11 protein-coding genes are annotated in these 18,065 nt (G+C 62.1%); 10 read left to right on the top strand and 1 reads right to left on the bottom strand.

Going from position 1 to position 18,065, the window contains the following annotated elements:
- The first annotated feature begins 38 nt into the window (after window positions 1–38).
- A complete protein-coding gene (locus tag ACFPN2_RS33280; RefSeq protein ID WP_380604812.1) occupies window positions 39–890 on the top strand; it encodes a 3-hydroxyacyl-CoA dehydrogenase family protein in 852 nt (283 codons plus the stop codon).
- Between the two features lie 16 nt (window positions 891–906).
- Window positions 907–1,032 (top strand): hypothetical protein, encoded by a 126-nt coding sequence (locus ACFPN2_RS33275; RefSeq protein ID WP_380604811.1) that lies wholly within the window; start codon window positions 907–909, stop codon window positions 1,030–1,032.
- Here the strand turns inward: ACFPN2_RS33275 and ACFPN2_RS33270 are convergent, their stop codons facing one another.
- Window positions 1,033–2,739, bottom strand: a complete 1,707-nt coding sequence (locus ACFPN2_RS33270) for a thiamine pyrophosphate-binding protein (RefSeq protein ID WP_380604809.1) — start codon at window positions 2,737–2,739, stop codon at window positions 1,033–1,035.
- Window positions 2,740–2,923: 184 nt separating this feature from the next.
- Here ACFPN2_RS33270 and ACFPN2_RS33265 point away from each other — a divergent pair, with 184 nt between their 5' ends.
- The 8 genes from ACFPN2_RS33265 (at window position 2,924) to ACFPN2_RS33230 (ending at window position 18,062) form a co-directional block, all read left to right on the top strand.
- Complete coding sequence (locus ACFPN2_RS33265) at window positions 2,924–4,477, top strand: class I adenylate-forming enzyme family protein (protein WP_380604807.1); 1,554 nt, start codon at window positions 2,924–2,926, stop codon at window positions 4,475–4,477.
- A gap of 159 nt (window positions 4,478–4,636) precedes the next feature.
- Window positions 4,637–5,761: a dipeptidase gene (locus ACFPN2_RS33260; RefSeq protein WP_380604805.1), complete on the top strand. Its 1,125-nt coding sequence runs from the start codon at window positions 4,637–4,639 to the stop codon at window positions 5,759–5,761.
- Window positions 5,762–5,763: 2 nt separating this feature from the next.
- Window positions 5,764–7,476, top strand: a complete 1,713-nt coding sequence (locus ACFPN2_RS33255) for an amidohydrolase (RefSeq protein ID WP_380604803.1) — start codon at window positions 5,764–5,766, stop codon at window positions 7,474–7,476.
- Between the two features lie 16 nt (window positions 7,477–7,492).
- Window positions 7,493–9,001 carry a M20/M25/M40 family metallo-hydrolase gene (locus ACFPN2_RS33250; RefSeq protein ID WP_380604801.1) on the top strand — a complete coding sequence of 503 codons (1,509 nt, stop codon included), beginning with the start codon at window positions 7,493–7,495 and terminating at the stop codon, window positions 8,999–9,001.
- Window positions 9,002–9,036: 35 nt separating this feature from the next.
- A complete protein-coding gene (locus ACFPN2_RS33245) occupies window positions 9,037–9,930 on the top strand; it encodes an ABC transporter ATP-binding protein (protein ID WP_380604799.1) in 894 nt (297 codons plus the stop codon).
- Between the two features lie 11 nt (window positions 9,931–9,941).
- Window positions 9,942–13,583: an ABC transporter permease/M1 family aminopeptidase gene (locus ACFPN2_RS33240; RefSeq protein ID WP_380604797.1), complete on the top strand. Its 3,642-nt coding sequence runs from the start codon at window positions 9,942–9,944 to the stop codon at window positions 13,581–13,583.
- 66 nt (window positions 13,584–13,649) lie between these two features.
- Complete coding sequence (locus ACFPN2_RS33235; RefSeq protein WP_380604795.1) at window positions 13,650–16,025, top strand: TonB-dependent receptor; 2,376 nt, start codon at window positions 13,650–13,652, stop codon at window positions 16,023–16,025.
- Between the two features lie 72 nt (window positions 16,026–16,097).
- Window positions 16,098–18,062: a CocE/NonD family hydrolase gene (locus ACFPN2_RS33230; protein WP_380604794.1), complete on the top strand. Its 1,965-nt coding sequence runs from the start codon at window positions 16,098–16,100 to the stop codon at window positions 18,060–18,062.
- Window positions 18,063–18,065: the final 3 nt, after the last annotated feature.

Genomic DNA, 18,065 nt, shown 5'->3' with positions numbered 1-18,065 from the left:
TAAGATTTAGTATTGAAGCGTTTTCGCGGGAGTAGAGCATGAGTCAGATCAAGTCCATCGGCGTCCTCGGCAGCGGTCAAATGGGCGGCGGTATTGCGCAGGTCGCGGCCCAGAGCGGGTATTCGGTGGCGCTGGCCGACATCTCGTTGGCCGCGGCGACGGCCGGTAAGCAGAAGATCGAGAAGGGGCTCGCCAAGCTGGTCGAGAAGGGCAAGCTGGACGCGGCCAAGTCTGCGGAGATTCTGGGGCGCATTACGCCGGTGGGCGAGCTTGCGGGCCTGGCGGACTGCGACGTGGTCATCGAAGCGGCGACCGAGAATGTCGAGCTGAAGAAGCAGCTGTTCGCCAAGCTGGATGCGGCTTGCCAGAAGGCGTCGATCCTGGCGACCAACACGTCGTCCATTTCCATCACCGTCATCGCCGCGCAGACCAAGCGGCCGGAGCGCGTGGTGGGCATGCACTTCATGAACCCGGTGCCGGTCATGCAGCTGGTCGAGATCATTCGCGGTCTCGCGACGGACAACGCCGTTTACGAGTCGACCGTCGCGCTCGCCAGGGCCATGGGCAAGACGGTGGTGACGAGCAACGATGCGCCCGGCTTCCTGGTCAATCGCATTCTGATTCCGCTGATCAACGAAGCTTGCTTCGTTCTGCAGGAAGGCGTGGGTACGGCTGAAGACATCGATGCCGGTGCGCGTCTCGGCTTGAATCATCCGATGGGACCGCTGCAACTGGCGGACCTCATCGGCCTCGACACGTGCCTGGCCATCGCCGAAGTGTTACATCGCGACCTGGGCGACGATAAGTATCGGCCAGCGACGATTCTGCGGAACCACGTTGCGGCCGGCTGGCTGGGGCGCAAGACCGGCCGCGGGTTCTATCGCTACTGAGCAATCGAGGAGCAGCGTGACTCAACGAGACTGTCTGTTTGCGACATTGTTGATCGCGCTGGCTCTTGCGGCGTACGGCGGTGAGTTCTCCACCGCCTGCGGCGCGCAGGCGTTTATTCATCAGGTGCTGGGGCTGCGGTAATCAGCGCGCGAGCATGCGCCGCTCGGCGTCTTCCCAGGATTGAGTGGCGTGGAGCGGCGGCACGTTGGCCAAGCCGCTCTTGGTGTCCGGTGACACAGCATCGCGTGTCACCGCGACATCGATCACCGCGGGCAAATTTGCAAGGCCGCGTTCGAATGCGGCCGCAAGATCCTCGGCGCGCTCGACGCGCTCACCATAAGCACCTAGCGACCGGGCGAGCAGGTCATAGCGCGACGGCGACAGCGTCGTGCCAAGCTCCTGCTCCGGATACTTGATCAGTTGATCCTGGCGCTCGATATTCCAAGCATCGTTATTCGCCACCACGAACAGCGCACGCGCGCCCGTGCGCACGGCGGTTTCGATTTCCATCGCGCCAAATCCGAATGACCCATCGCCGATGAGAGCGACAACTCTGCGAGAGGGAAACGCAAGCGCCGCGGCCACGGCGTAGGGTGCCCCCGAGCCAAGACATCCAAACGGGCCGAGATCGAGATAAGTATTCGCGCGCAGGCCGATGCGAGCAAACGAAAGGATATCTCCGCCGTCCACGATGCTGATGGTCTCGTCGTCGGTCACGCGGTTGATGGCATCGATGAGCGTGAGCGGATGCATGCGCCCATCGGCGCCCGCCGGTTTGCTGGGCGCCTTCGAGCGAGTCTTATCGGCATTCGCACGAATGAGCTCGTCTCGCCACGCGATGTCCGCATCCACGGGTTTAGCATTCGCGAGACGTTCCAACGTTGCATCGACGTCCGCGTAGACCTCGACGTCACCACATCGATTCTCCGACAGTTCCTCAGCGCTGCGGCCGATGCGAAGAAAGCGTGCCGATTCAGCGAAGACGGCACCCGACCCATAGGCGAGCTCGAAATCCAATCGCCGACCGAGCGTGATCACCAAATCCGCTTCGGCGATGGCACGACCGCGCAGAGCCGGGATGGAATAGGGATTGTCGGGTGAAAGAGTGCCGCGGCTTTCTCGGGTGTCGAGGTACAAGCAGCCCGTGGCTTGCAGGAATTTTTCCAGCGCGGCGCCCGCGCCTTGCACGCCACGTCCACCGATCGCAAGCGGCCGGCGGCTGTTACGAATCAGCGCGGCTGCACGTTCGATGCTGTCGTTATGCGGTACGCGGGCAGGGCGCACGACGGGATTGAACCAGTGCGGATCCAGATACCACTTCGGAATCGACTCCTTGAGCAGATTGGGCGTGAAGTCGACATACACCGGGCCCGGCGGCCCGTCGCTGCCCAACGCAAGAGTCGCGGCCTGGTGCAGGCCGGAGAGCACATGGCGCGCATCGGAAATCTCACGAACATGACGACACACGGGACGCACCAGCGCTGCTTGCGGAACCTCCTCGAGCGCGCCCATGCCAGCTTGCGGGTCGGGAACTCGCGCTGACATAACCAGGAGCGGCGTGCGCGAGAGATAGGCGCTCGCGATGCCGGTGACTGCATTGGTGAGGCCGGGGCCGGTGGTCACGATTGCGACGCCGATGCGTCCAGTGAGATCCGCTTCGGCATGCGCCATGTGGACCGCCGAGCACTCGTGTCGTGTCGAGACGATGCTTATGCCGACGCGCGCCAGCTCGCTGCAGATGGGTTTCACATGCGAGCCGGGCAGGGTGTAAACACGGCTGACACCTTGTGCCGCGACGAAGTGGGCGATCGCCGCGGCGACCGTGGATGGACCTTGTTGGGATGTCATAGGCCTGAAATTTTAGGCTCGCGCCACGCCCGCCGACAGCGAATAGAAATAATGGAGCGGATAAATCGCGCTTATGTCGGGGCGGATTAATGGGCGCTTATGCCGTGTATTAGCGCTATTAGAGATGCCGGCGGGCGCGGCTGGCTAAGATCCGGGCACATCAAACAACTCTCGCCAATAACAGATGAGCACGCACGAATACGGCAGCGAGCCTCGATTGGATGCGATCCTTGCCCGGGCGGCGATCTCCGAGCCCGGTCGCGCAGCGGTGATTTTTCAGGGCAAGGCGTGGAGCTACGCCGAAGTTCACGACCGGGCCCGCCGACTCGCCGGCGCGCTGGCCGGGTTGGGGATTCGCAAGGGCGACCGGGTCGCGTTCTGGATCGGCAATCGTGCCGAGTTCGTCGAGATCATTTTCGGCGTGCCGATGCTCGGCGCGATGGCTTCGCCGCTGGATCATTGGTGGACCTGGAAGGACGCGTATGTAGCGCTCGAGCAGATCCGCCCGAAGGTGCTGATCGTCGGCCCGTCGCAGGCCGCGGCCGTGGTCGGACACGGCGACGCCTTGCAAGCGGCCGGCATCGAACATGTGTTCTGTCTGGATGAATGTCCGCCGGAGAAGATCTTTCGTTCCTATGCGGAGCTGCTCGCTTCGGCATCGAAGCTGCGCAACCTGACGCCGGTGGCAGCGAGCGATCCGGCGGTGGTGTTCTTCACCTCCGGTTCGACCGGTCGTTCCAAGGGAGCCGTGCATACTCATGGCAGTCTGCTCGCGGCTGCCTCGACCGCGGCTCTGGAATTCGAGTTGCAGGATGGCGAGCGAACGCTGCATTTTCTGCCGCTGTTCTCATCGTGCATGGAGCACCTGCTGCCGCTCACGTTGAGGCGCGCCACGCATGTGATCATGCCTCACTTCGATGCGGCCGCCGTGTGGGAGGCCATCGAAACATTTCAGATCACTCATTTCGATGCGGTCCCGACGACCCTGCGTCGCATCCTCGACGCAGCGCCCGCAAAAATTCCTTCATCGCTGCGTTCGATCACTTATGCGTCGGAGCGGATGCCGGAGCCACTGATCGCTGCGTTGATCGAGCGCATGCCCGAGGTCGGGTTCGTGCAGTTCTACGGAATGATGGAGCAGCTGTGTCTCACCGTTTGCAATCCCGCCGATCAGCTTCGGAAGATCGGCACCGTCGGTCGGCCGATGATGGGCGCGCAGATTTGTTTGTTGAATCCGGAGGGTGAGCCGGTGGGGCCCGGAGAGTCGGGTGAGATTGTCGCGCGCAGCCTCACCGTGTTTGCCGGCTATTGGCAGGACGAAGCGGCGACCAAACAAATTCTCACGGTCAATGGCATGCGAACCGGCGATCTCGGGCGCTTCGATGAGGATGGCTTTCTCGTGCTCGACGGACGCGTGAAAGAGATGATCAAGACGGGCGGCCTCACGGTGATCCCGAACGAGGTCGAGGGAATCCTGCTGGGCCATCCGGCCGTGAAAGAGGCCGCCGTGATCGGTGTGCCCGACGAGCGCTGGGGCGAAGCGGTGCATGCCGTAGTCACTCTGGCGCCAGGCACGGCGCTGCTCGAGGCTGACTTGAAACAGTTCTGCCAGGATCGGCTCACCGGTTACAAGCGACCGAAGGCGTTTCATATCGTCGCGGATCTGCCCCGGACCGGCATCGGCAAGATCGCGCGTCGCCTGGTGCGCGAGCGGGTGATGGCGTCGATGTCGAAGTGAGCAGAGCGATAAGCGGCGCTAATCCTCCACATTAGATCTATTAGTGACCGGCCACGGACCGGCTGGCTAGTATCGGTTCAGGCGCGTTGCGCTTGGGGATCCAAAAAAAATCGCCTGTCTCTCGCACATCGTAAAACCGATCGTACGAAGGAGAGAAGCTTGAATCGTCGAGATTATCTACTGGCGACGCTGTCCGCGGCCGCGGTGGCTCCCGCGCTCGCGTCGACTCCTCCGGCGATTGCGCCGCCCAGCGTGACGAGCATCGATGAGCGCAAGGTTCAGGAAGCGCTGAAGGTGCAGCGCTCGACGCTGGTGGTGGATGGCCTCGATCCCTCTGCGCTCACCAAGGAATATCTCGGCATGCTCAAGGCCGGCGGTGTGAACTGCTGGCACCAGAGCGTCGGCGGCCTCGGCTCGTTCGCCGCGTTACATACATTCTTCGACGCGAACTCCGACCAGCTCGTGCAGGCGGGGACGGTGAAGGAGATCAGGCAGATTCATCAGCAGGGCAAGATCGCGCACGTCTCCGGCTGGCAGATGGCCGATCCGCTGATCCTCGACGCCAACGGTCAGGGGCCGTTGGGAAATCTGCGGGCCTATCGACAGCTGGGCCTCAGGATCGCGAGCATCGCCTATAACAACTCGAACATTTTCGGCGGCGGTTGTCTGGATCCGGATGTGCCGCTGACTCGTGCGGGTCATCGCTACGTCGAAGAGGTTCACAAGCAACGCCTGGTGCTGGACGTGTGCGGTCACACCGGCGAACGGACTTCGTTCGACGCCGTGCAAATCTCCAAGGGCGTGCCGGTGATTTGTTCGCATACGAACGCGCGGGCGTTGATGGACAACCCGCGAAATATTTCCGACCGGCTCATCGAAGCCATTGCCAAGACCGGCGGCGTGGTCGGGCTCACGGCCTTCAGCGATTTCCATGTCCGCAGCCGCAACGATGCGAACGTGCAGCGGACGCCGCAGGCGGGCCTGGACAAACATCTGGATCAGTTCGATCACCTGAAGAAACTGGTGGGTGTCGATCACATCGGACTGGGACCGGACTTCATGACCGGCCGTTCGGACCTGGACGCGATGGGCCTGGATCGCGAGCGTTGGCCGGCGGACGTTTACAGCGACTGGCCGTGGTACATGGTCAAGGACTTCGAGACCATCGTCGAGCTGCCGAAAGTCACTCAAGGTCTGCTGGATCGCGGCTGGAGTGCGGCGGACGTGCGCAAAGTTCTCGGTGAGAACTGGCTCCGCGTCTATGAAAAAGTGTGGGGCGCATGACGATGACGCAGTTCAGTCGTCGTGAAGCGCTGGGTCTCGGAGCGCTGCTCGCGGTTCCGACGTTGGCACAGGCGCAAACGTCCGCGCGCGGCGGCGCCGATTTCGCACCGGACTTGATCGCCGTCAACGGCAACGTGCTGACGATGGATGATCGCCAGCCGCGCGCCGAAGCGTTCGCAATCAAGGACGGACGATTCATTGCGGTCGGCAGCACGGCCGATATTCGCAATCTCGCGACCCGTCGCACCCAGGTCATCGACTGCGAGCGCATGACTGTGACGCCGGGCTTCATCGACGCGCATTGCCATCCCGGTCGGCAGCAAGAGCTGTACGACGTCAACGCCGACCGGCGCTCCATCAAAGAGATTCAGGACGCGTTGCGCGAGCGCGCGGCGAAGACGCCGCCGGGCTACTGGGTGAACGCGTTCAAGTTCGACGACACCAAGGTCAAGGAGCAGCGACTGCTGAGTCGCCAGGACCTGGACGCCGCCGTGCCGAATCATCCCGTGATCGTCATGCATCGGGGCGGTCACACCGGCTTCTTCAATAGCAAAGCGTTCGAGCTCGCCGGCATCACTCGAGAGACACCCGATCCGCCCGGCGGACGTTTCTTTCGGGATGCGAATGGGGACTTGCAAGGGCAGGTGGCCGACATGGCGCTGCTCGCGTTCGAAAAGGTCGGCAAGTACGAGCAGTTCACGCCGGAGCAGGAGCGTCAGCGCGGCGAAGCGGCCATGGCGTATCAATCGAAGCAACTGGCGGCCTGCGGACTCACGACAGTGCACGATGCCGGCGCCGAGAGCGACAAGATCCGCACTTATCAAGCCTTGCATGCGAACGGCGAACTGCTCCATCGCGCTTACATCCTGGCGATTGGTCTCGGACGCGACGGCCTCGATGCGTATCAGAAACTGCGCGATGCCGGTGTCTATACCGGCTTCGGCAACGAGCACGTCCGTATCGGTGCGGTGAAGTTCGTGGCGGACGGTTCGGCGTCCGAGCGAACCATGAGCATCCGCGCCGGATTCCCAGGCAAGCCGCACGATCACGGGCTGCTCACGCTGGATCAGAAGCAGCTGGATGAAGCGGTGGAAGATGCCCATCGTCACGGCTGGCAGATCGGTATCCACGCGAACGGCGACGTCGCCATCGACATGGTGCTCACCGCCTACGAGCGCGTGCTGAAACAATGGCCGCATCCGGATCGCCGACATCGAATCGAACATTGCACGCTGGTCAATCCGGATCTGATCCGGCGGATCAAAGCGACCGGCTCGATCCCGACGCCGTTCTGGACCTACGTTTACTACCACGGCGAGAAGTGGCGCGCATACGGCGAAGAGAACGTGCGCTGGATGTTCGCGCACAAGAGCTTCCTCGACGCGGGCATTCGCGTGCCCGGCGCGTCCGATTATCAGCCCGGGCCGTTCGAGCCAATGATGGCGTTGCAGAGCCTGGTCACGCGCAAGGACTACGCCGGCCGCGTGTGGGGCGCGAATCAGAAGGTCACGGTGGATGAGGCGTTACGGATCGGCACGATCAACGGTGCCTACGCTTCGTACGAAGAGCACGTGAAGGGCTCGATCACCGCCGGCAAGCTCGCCGACTTTGTGGTTCTCGAAAAGGACCCGCACGGCGTCGATCCAGACACGCTCAAGGACATTCGGATCGTGCGCACCGTCGTTGGCGGCAAGACGGTCTATTCGCAGGCTTAATCCTCTGGAAGAAACAATGGATCGACGCACATTGATCAAAGGCGCCATCGCCTCCGCAGCGACGCTCTCATCCGCTGCGGCTCTCGCATCGGCGCCGCCGGCCAGCAAGCTGAAAGCAATTCGTCGCGCGGTGGATGCCGACTTCGATCGTTCGCTGACTCGAATCAAGGATTGGATGCGACTGCCGACCGTGGCCGCGGAAAAGCTCAACGTCGAGCAGGGCGCCGACTACATGGCGAAGCTTGCAACTGAGGCGGGCTTCACTCGCGTGCGCAAAGTCGCTACGGGCGGCAATCCGGCGGTGTTCGGCGTTCTCGATGCGGGCGCGAAGCGGACCATCGGTCTGTACTTCATGTACGACGTGAAGCAATACGACGAGCCCGGCTGGTCGTCTCCGCCGCTCGAGCCGGTGATGTTCGATCATCCCATGGGGCGGGCGCTGCGCGGTCGTGGCGCATGCAATCACAAAGGACCGGAAGGAACATTCCTTGCCGCGATTCATGCATTCCGCGCGGCTGGCGTGCCGTTGCCGGTGAATCTGGTGTTACTCGCCGAGGGTGAAGAGGAGATCGGTTCGCCCAATCTGCGCAATGCTCTGAAGGATGCGGAAGTGCTCGCCGAGTTACAGCGAGCCGACGCGGTCTTCATGCCGACACCCATGCAAGGGCTGAAGGGCGAGGTGGCGATCAGTCTGGGCGCCAAAGGCATGATCGAGTGCGAGCTGATCGCGAGCGGCGAGCGCTGGGATCGAGGTGCCGTGCAGGACATCCACTCGGGCATGAAGGCTGCTGTGGATAGTCCGGTGTGGCGGCTGATCGAAGCGCTGTCGACGTTGGTGAAGGACGGCGGCAACACGCCGGCCATCGATGGATGGTTCGAGCACTATCGTCCGCTCACCGATCGGCAACGCGTGATGCTCGCCAAGCTCAATGGCACCAGCACCGACGCTGAAGTGAAAGCCTCGCTCGGCGTCAAGAAATGGATCGACGACCTGCCGCTGGCCGAGGCCATGGAGCGCATGACCTCCGAGCCGACCGTGAATATCGAAGGACTGGTGGCGGGTTACACCGGCCCGGGCGGCAAGACCATTCTTCCCACGCGCGCGACAGCGAAACTGGACTTCCGAATCGTGCCTGACATGAAGGCTGCGGACTGTGTGGCGAAGCTGCGGGCGCATCTGGCGAAAAGAGGCTTCAGCGATATCGAGATCAAAGTCAGCGGTAACTACGATCCGACCGAGACCTCTGAAACCAGCGGCCTGGTGCTGGCCCAGCAGGCCTTTCTCGACCGCCGGGGATTGGAGCACACCATCACGCCGCGTATCGCCGGTTCCTATCCCGGCTACATCTATACCGGCGAGCCGCTGCGCAAGCCGTTCAACCAGTTCGGACTCGGGATGGGCGGCAAAGCGCACGCGCCGGACGAGTTCTATCTGATCGAAAGTAACAACCCCAAAGTCGCGGGCCTGCGCGAGGCGACGATGGGGCACGTGGAATTCTTGTACATGCTGGCGTCCATCGCCTAGCGGTCGAGCTCGAATAGATATAAGGGGAGACGATCTTGTTGCATTTGAAAGGTGTGGAGCACGTGTATCCCAACGGTACGCGGGCGCTGGACGGAGTCACGCTGACTATCGGCAAGGGCATGTTTGGACTGCTCGGGCCCAACGGCGCGGGCAAGTCCTCACTGATGCGGACCATCGCGACGTTGCAAACGCCGACCGCGGGCGAAATCAAGTTCGGCGACATCGACGTGCTGGCACAACCGGATCGCCTGCGCGCGACGCTGGGTTATCTGCCGCAGGATTTCGGTGTGTATCCGCGGGTCTCCGCGTACGACATGCTCGATCACATGGCTTCGCTGAAGGGCATCGTATCCGCGGCGGAGCGGCGCGCCACGGTAGAAACATTGCTGGTGCAGACCAATCTCTGGTCGGTGCGCACCAAGGCGATCGCCGGCTTCTCCGGCGGCATGCGCCAACGCTTCGGCATCGCTCAGGCGCTGATCGGCAATCCGCAACTGATCATCGTCGACGAGCCGACCGCCGGCCTCGATCCCGAAGAGCGCAATCGTTTCTACAACTTGCTGGTGAAGATCGGCGAGAACGTGGTGGTCATCCTGTCGACTCACATCGTCGAGGACGTCGCGGATCTGTGTCCTCGCATGGCCGTGCTCGCGGCCGGACGCTTGCAGCTGGAAGGGGCGCCGGGTGAGCTGATCGCGCGCAGCCGCGGCACTATCTGGGCGAAAACGATTCCGCATGACGCGCTGGAAGATGTGCAATCGAAATATGAAGTGATCTCGACCCGGCTGTTCGCCGGGCGCACCGTCGTGCACGTCCTCTCCGATCGCGATCCCGGCAACGGCTTCTCGCTGGTCGAGGGCGACCTGGAAGACGTCTATCTCTCGACTCTGACGCAAGCCCGCCGCGGCGCCGTGCGTAAGGCCGCATAAGGGGCAGCACGATGTTCTACACCATCGCGCGCTTCGAGCTGCGCTATCAGATAGGCAACCCGGTGTTCTGGGTGGCCACCATCATGTTCTTCCTGCTGACCTTCGGGGCGACGACCGCGGAGTCGATCCGCCTCGGCAGCGGAGGAAACATTCACACCAACGCGCCGACCGCCATCGCGCAGATCCAGTTGATCATGTCGCTGTTCTTCATGTTCGTGACGACCGCGTTCGTCGGTAACGTGGTGGTGCGCGACGATGAGAGCGGCTTCGGCGGCATCATCCGCTCGACCAAGGTCGGCAAGCTGCCCTATATGTTCGGTCGCTTCAGCGGCGCCTTTCTCGGCGCGGCGGTCGCGTTTCTGGCCGTGCCGCTGGCGATCTGGATCGGCACGTTCATGCCCTGGGTCAATCCCGACTTTCTCGGGCCGAACCGGCTGCAGGATTATCTATTCAGTTATTTCGTGCTGGCGCTGCCCAATCTGTTGATCACTTCGGCGATCTTCTTCGCCGTTGCCTGCTGGACGCGCTCGGTGACGTACAGCTACCTGACGGTGATCCTGTTCATGTTCGTCTACTTCGCGTTGACCGCGATGCTGAAGAAATGGCCGGACCTGTCGCTCGCCGCCTATTTCGAGCCCTTCGGCACGGTCGCTTACGGCTTGGGCATCCGCTATCTGAGCCCGGCGCAGGCGAACACGCTGCCGTTGCAGCTCACCTCGCTGTTGCTCGGCCATCGTCTGGTGTGGCTGGGCATTTCCGCTGCGATCGTCGCGATCGCGGTCTGGCGCTTTCGTTTCGCCGATCGTGGCGTTTCGAAGAGCAGCGCCAAGCGGCAGGCGGCGCGCGAGCAGAAGCTGACCGCGGTCAAGCCGGTCATCGTCGAGCGGCTGCCGGCCACGACGCCTGCAATCGCAGCCTGGCATCAGCTGCGCACGCGTGCGCTGTTCGAGATGAAGCTGATCTTCAAGAGCCCGGCCTTCTGGGTGCTCGCGTTCGTGACCTCGATCAATCTGTTCTCGACGCTGAACCTGGCCGGCCGCGCCTACGACATTCCGATGTGGCCACGAACCTTCGCGATCGTCGATACGGTCCGGGCGACGTCGACATTGATCACCTTGTTGATGGCGATCTATTTCGCGGGTGAAGTCGTCTGGCGCGAACGCGAGCGCCGTATCAACGAAATTGTCGACGCGACGCCGCTGCCCAACTGGATTTTCCTGATCTCGAAGCTGGCCGGTGTGCTGGGCGCGCTGCTGATGCTGTGCGTGGCGGTCGTGTTGCTGGAATCGATCCTGTTCCAGTTCGCGCGCGGCCTCACCGACATCGAGTTTGGCCAGTGGCTGGCGTGGTTTGTCGCGCCGAGCTCGCTCTACGTGTTGCAGATTTCAGTGCTGGCCATCGTGATCCAGGCCATCAGCCCGAACAAGTTCGTCGGCTGGGGACTCATGTTGCTCTATCTGATCGCCGGGACCGTTTTCGCCGGCATGGGCCTGAATCATCCGCTGCTCAACTACGCGGAAGTGGCCATGCCGCTGTCGGACATGAACGGTGCGAACTATCACGGCACCGCCGCCTGGTGGCTGCGCATCTTCTGGACGGTGGTCGCGGTCATCCTGGTCGTGATCGGCCATCTGATGTGGCGCCGTGGAACTGCGGTCACGCTCAAGGGCCAGTGGCGCACCTTGCCGACGCGGTTGCGTGGCCAGCCGCTGACGTTCCTGTCGAGCGCGCTGCTGGTCGCCATCGTCATGGGCGGCTTCATCTACTACAACATGAACGTCCTGAATCATTTCGGCAGCGACGACGAAGAGGAGAGCCGCACTGCCAATTATGAGAAGGAATATTCCAAGTACATCGACTTGCCGAAGCCGACGCTGACTGACATCAAGCTGGACGTCGATCTGCAGCCCGCGAAGCATTTTGTACAGTTCGATGGCACGTACCGCTTCGTGAACGCGACCGCGGTGCCGATCGAGACGCTGCATGTCCGCATGATGATGCCGATGGTGCCGCTGAAAGAGGTGTCGGTGCCCGGCGCGAAGCTGATCCACGACGATCAAGTCAACCAGCATCGGATTTACCGGTTCGACCAGCCGCTACTGCCAGGCGCGAGCGGCACGCTGACCTTTCAGACCGTGATGGGCAAGCCCGGCCTCGCTTCGTTGCCGAGCGACCGTCAAGCGTTCGAGGTCGACGCGCAGCCGGCGCGCAACGGCGCCTATCTCACCAATCTTGCGTTCGCCCCGATGCTGGGCATGGACCGCTCGTCGTTCCTGAAAGGGAACAACGTGCGTCGCAAGCACGGCCTTGCGCCGGAGCTGCCGACGCCGCCGCTGGAGGATACGGCGGCGTTGGGCAAGAGCTATGTGGGCGTCGATCGCGTCAACACGGATATCACGGTTACGACGGACGAGGATCAGACGCTGGTCGTGACGGGCGCGGAAGTGTCGAACACCGTCGCCAACGGTCGCCGGACCGCACGGTTCGTATCGCCCATTCCGACGCTCAACTTCATCACCATCCAATCGGCGCGCTACGACGTGAAAACCGCCGACGCTGGCGGAGTGAAGACGAGCGTTTACTACTTCCCCAAGCATCCGATGAACATCGATCGCATGCTCGGTGTGATGAGCGACGCGCTCGACTACTACCGTAAGAACTACGGGCCCTATCAATATTCCTATGCCCGGATCATCGAGCGGCCAGACTACGGTGGCGGTGCGAACTCGGCGCCGGGCACGGTCGGCTATTCGGAGAAGGCCGGCTTCACCATGGATTTCCGGGATCCGAAGAAGCTCGACTTCCTGGGCTACGTCACGGCCCACGAGTTGGCGCACCAATATTGGTTCCATCAAGTGATGCCCGCGGACGTTCAGGGGGCCGAGGTCATTACCGAGACTCTCTCGCAGTATTCGGCGCTGATGGTGATGAAACACCGCTACGGAGAGGAGCAGATCCGGCAGTTCCTGAAGTACGAGCTCGATTACTACCTGCAGGGACGCCGGCAGGAAGCAGCGGAGGAGCAACCGCTCGGCCGCGTGAACAAACAAGGCTACATCCACTACAACAAGGGCTCGATCGTGATGTACCTGATCCAGGATCGTCTGGGTGAGGAGCGCGTGAACACCGTGCTGCGCGGCCTGATCGATCGTTATCACTTCAAGACGGCGCCCTATGCGCGGTCGAGCGACCTGGTCGATGGTTTGCTGGCGCTGGCCCGCACTCCGGCCGAGCGTGAGCTGATCCTCGATCAGTTTTATCGCATCACGCTCTATGACCTCGCGACCAAGCAGGCAAGCGTGCGCAAGTTGGAGAACGGACAGTACGAAACGACGCTGCTGGTCGACGCCGCGAAGTTCTATTCGGACGGCAAGGGCAACGACACTGCCGCTCCATTGGATGAGTCTATCGATGTCGGAGTGTTTACCGCGCGTCCCGGCGATTCCGACTTCGGTGCCGCCAACGTGCTGTCGATGCAACGTTTGACGGTGCGCTCCGGCCAACAGCAGATACGGATCGTTACTGAACAAAAGCCGGCGTACGCGGCCATCGATCCCTACATCAATTTCATCGACCGCAACTCGAACGACAACATCGTGCGGGTCACGGACTCGGTGGTCTCAAGGACAGCACCGCTTCAAAGTCGATTGTAAGTGGGAAGGGATTCTCCGTCTGGTCGAAACGTATCAGCCGATACCTAAAAACAACTTGGGGAGCATATGTCATTTCACAAATACGTGACTGTGGGCTCGGCATTGGCGCTGGTGTGCCCGGTAGTGACGATGGCGCAGACCACGTCGCCCGAGCAATCCGCAACGAGCAATACACTGCAAGAGATCATCGTCACGGCGACGCGCCGTGAGGAAACGATTCTCGAAGTGCCGATCAGCATTGCCGCCTACACGCAGGAATCTCTGGATCAAAAGGGCGTGCGGAGTATCGAAGACCTGGCTCGCATCACGCCGGGTCTGTCGATCACGCAGGGCTTTTCGGGCATCAAATACATTTCGATCCGAGGCGTCGAGTCGCGTTGGGGCGCGACGACGACCGGTGTCTATATCGATGAGACGCCGGTTCAGGTGCGCTCGCTCAGCATCTCGACCAACTTCTATCCGGCACTCTTCGATCTGGAGCGCGTCGAGGTGCTGCGCGGCCCGCAGGGGACGCTGTTCGGCGCCGGTGCCATGGGCGGCGCGGTGCGCTTCATCCTGGCGAAGCCGGGCCTGAAGGAATATTCAGGTTCGGCACGGACCGAGGTGGGATTCACCGAGAGGGGCGACTGGAGCCAGGAGGCCGGTGGGGCGATCGGCGGACCGCTTGTCGAGGACAAGATCGGCTTCCGCGCGAGTGGCTACTATCGTCACGACGGCGGCTACGTCGACCGCGTTCCTTTCTATGCCAATCGCGGTACGCCCGAAGAGAACTCGAACTCACGCGATACCATGGGCGGCAACGTGGCGTTCACCTTCGCGCCGACCGATTCGCTCAGGATCACGCCGTCGGTCTTCTACCAGAGAGTCGACCGCGACGACACCGACCAGTTCTGGACCTGGATGCCCACTTCCAGCCGGGAGCCTCTGCCCAAGTTCACCAACGCCGAGGGCGTTGCCTCCTGGGGCATCGACAAGAGCGCGCTCTATTCGCTCAATGCCCAATTCGATGCGGGCGCATTCAGCCTGATCAGCAACACCTCGTATATGGATCGCGAGGTCGAGTCGCGCGATGACGGCACCAATTTCATTCTCGACGCTCTCGGTCCGGCCGTACTGCGGCCCGACGGGTCGGGCGGCCTGAGGAGCACGCTGTTCTCCGATCAGTTCGCCAATGCCGGGGAGCGCGCGACCATCAACGTGTGGATGACGCAACGGTCCTTCGCCCAGGAGCTGCGGTTGCAATCGAACCAGCACGACGATTCCAGGTTGAGTTATGTGCTGGGTCTGTACTATCAGAAGCTGCGGCAGACAGTGTATGAGCGCGATTCGGCGGTCGTGCCCGAGGTGTTCTCGCCCAATTTCGTTGCGCCGCTGTTCGGTCTGCCGGCGGGCATCCCGATTCCTCTGGAACCCGACGGCGCGTATGCGGTGGCCTTCGACGAAACACGAGATGAGCAATATGCGGCGTTCCTCAATCTCGACTATCAGCTGACCGATCGATTGACGGTCAGTGCCGGCGCCCGCATCTCCCGCATGGAGTTTGACTTCCTGGGCACCAGCGCGTTCGTCGGCATCCCGGACCGCGCTTCGGGTCATACGAAGGAAACGCCCGTCACGCCCAAATTCGGCGTCGAGTACAAGACGGAGGGGAATTGGTTGTTCTATGCCAGCGCGGCCGAGGGTTTCCGTCCCGGCGGCGCGAACCGGCTGGTGGGCGAGGGCAGCTGCGTGAGCGAGTTGCAGGCGCTCGGCATGTCGCAGGTGCCCGCATCATACAAACCGGACAGCGTATGGAGTTATGAGATCGGCGCCAAAGGCCGTCTCGGCCGCCTCGTGACGATCTCCTCCAGCGTGTTCGACGTCGAGTGGACCGATCGGCAACAGCTGCGGACGCTGCTGCCCTGTGGCTCGGTGTTCATCGACAACCTGGGAGATGCGCGCAGCCTGGGATTCGACGCGCTGATCACGCTCAACCCGCTCGACGGTCTGTCGTTCGATCTCGGCGTGGGCTATCAGGACACGACCTTCCAGGACACGATCTACGCCGCGGTCGCCACCAATCCGAAGCCGATCGTTTCCAGCAAGGGCGACCGGCTCGCGACGCCGTGGATTGCAAACTTCGCCGCGGATTACGAAACATCCCTGGGCGCGGGCGGGTTGCGGGGCTATGGCCATTTGCAATACGACTATCGCAGCGACTGGGAGGGCAGCAACCCGCGTAATCAGAGTTACGACCGAACCCTCGCCGAAACGGAGGCTCAGCATTACGTCTCGGCCAGGGTTGGCACGCGCCGGGGCCCGCTCGACATCTCGCTGTTCGTCAACAACCTGCTCGACTCGCAAGATGTCATCGGCAAGCTCAACTTCCGTCCCTCGGAGCGCCTGCTGGTGCAGACGTACCGGCCGAGAACGTGGGGCCTGACCGCCAACTATCGCTTTTGAAATTTGCAAGCAGTGTCCGGCGTGCGGGGGCTCTCCAGCCCCCGCGCGTGTAGATTGAAAGAGGCAGGGTCAATGAGATTCAAGTCTGGTTTGGTCGGCATGCTCGCGGTCGTCGGAACTTCCATTCTGTCGGCAGCGCATGCAGTGGATTCCTCGAGCGACATGACGTCGGTGAGCGACTTCCCTAAGGAGTTCAAGGCACCGGCAGTCGAGCGCGACTACACCAAGCGCGTCGAAATGATTCCGATGCGTGACGGCGTGAAGCTGCACACCCTCATCATGGTGCCGAAGGGCGCAAGGAACGCCCCCATTCTGCTAACTCGCACGCCGTACAACGCAGCGGCGCGCATCGAGCGTTCGAAGAGCCGCAGTCTGGTGAATACGTTGGCGCTGAGCGATGAGGAGTTCGCGAAGGCTGGCTACATCCGCGTGTTTCAGGACGTGCGCGGCAAGTATGGCTCAGAAGGCGACTACGTGATGATGTGGCCGGTGCGTGGGCCACTGAATTCAGCGAAGGTCGACCATACGACCGATACGTGGGACACCATCGAGTGGCTGGTGAAGAACCTGTCGGAATCCAACGGCCGCGTCGGCATGATCGGCTCGTCGTACGAAGGCTTTACCACCGCGATCGCGCTGCTGGATCCACATCCTGCGTTGAAGGCGGCGGTGCCGGAGAGCCCGGTCATGGACGGCTGGATGGGCGACGACTGGTTTCACCATGGCGCCTTCCGTCAGATGATGCTGCCCTACATTTATATGCAAACCTCCAGTCGCGAGGCGGGCATCTATTCGGGACTGGGCGGCGATGCGTCCCGCAATACGCACGATGACTACGACACGTTTCTGCGAGCAGGCTCCGCCGGCGACTATGTGAGGACCTACGGTTTCGATCAGTTGCCGTGGGTGGCGCGAGCGATGGCGCATCCTGCTTACGATGCTTTCTGGCAGGGGCAGGCGCTCGACAAGCTGCTGGCCGCTCGTCCATCGAAGGTGCCGACATTGTGGGAACAGGGCCTGTGGGACTCGGACGATATCTACGGTGCGAATCAAGCGTGGCGGGCGCAGAAAGCGGCCGGGAAGATGGACAACAACTGGCTGGTGATGGGTCCTTGGAAACATAGCCAGGTCAATGGCACCGGCTATGAGATGGGCCCGCTGAAATGGGAAGGCGACACCGCCAAACAATACAACCGCGACATGGTGCTGCCGTTCTTCGAGCACTACCTGCGCGACGGCCCGGATCATAAGCTGCCTCGCGTGACGGTCTACAACACCGGCGAGAATCGTTGGGAGCACTTCGACGATTGGCCGACCGCCTGCGAGCGCGGCTGCGCGACCGGCATGAAGCCTATATATATGAGTGAGGGCTCGACCCTGTCCTTCGACGCGCCCACTGGCTCGGGGGAGCAGGCCGACACCTATACCAGCGATCCGGCCAAGCCCGTGCCGTTCATCCCGCGGCCCATCCTCGATCCGTTCTCGAACATGGCTGCGGGCTCCTGGAACGGATGGGGCGACGCGCTGTTCACCGATCAGCGCTTCGTGGACGGTCGTCCCGACGTGCTCACTTACGAAACGCCGGTGCTCACATCGCCGGTCGGGGTGCAGGGCATTCCCATCGTGGATCTGCGCGCCATCACCACGGGCAGCGACGGCGACTTCGTCGTGAAGCTCATCGACGTCTATCCCGCCGACTATCCGAACAATCCGAAGATGCGCGGCTATCAGCTGCCCATTGCCATGGACATTCTGCGCGGCCGCTATCGCACGAGCTTCGAGCATCCGAGCGCGATTCCGCCCAACAAGCCGCAGCAGTATCGATTCGAGCTGCCGAACGTGAATCATGTGTTCCAGCCGGGACACCGGATCATGGTGCAGATCCAGTCGACCTTGTTCCCGATCTACGATCGTAATCCGCAGACCTTCGTGCCCAACATTTTCAACGCCAGGCCGGGCGATTATCAGAAGGCACAGATCAGCATTTTGCGCTCGAAGGCGCAGCCCAGCGCCGTGCTGTTACCCCTGGTGAAGTAGCGT

Origin of the sequence: Steroidobacter flavus (assembly GCF_042651805.1) — a bacterium.
In the GTDB taxonomy this organism is placed as follows: Bacteria; Pseudomonadota; Gammaproteobacteria; order Steroidobacterales; family Steroidobacteraceae; genus Steroidobacter; species Steroidobacter flavus.
Note: the sequence above shows the minus strand (reverse complement) of the source record. Positions and strands in the feature narration are given on the sequence as shown.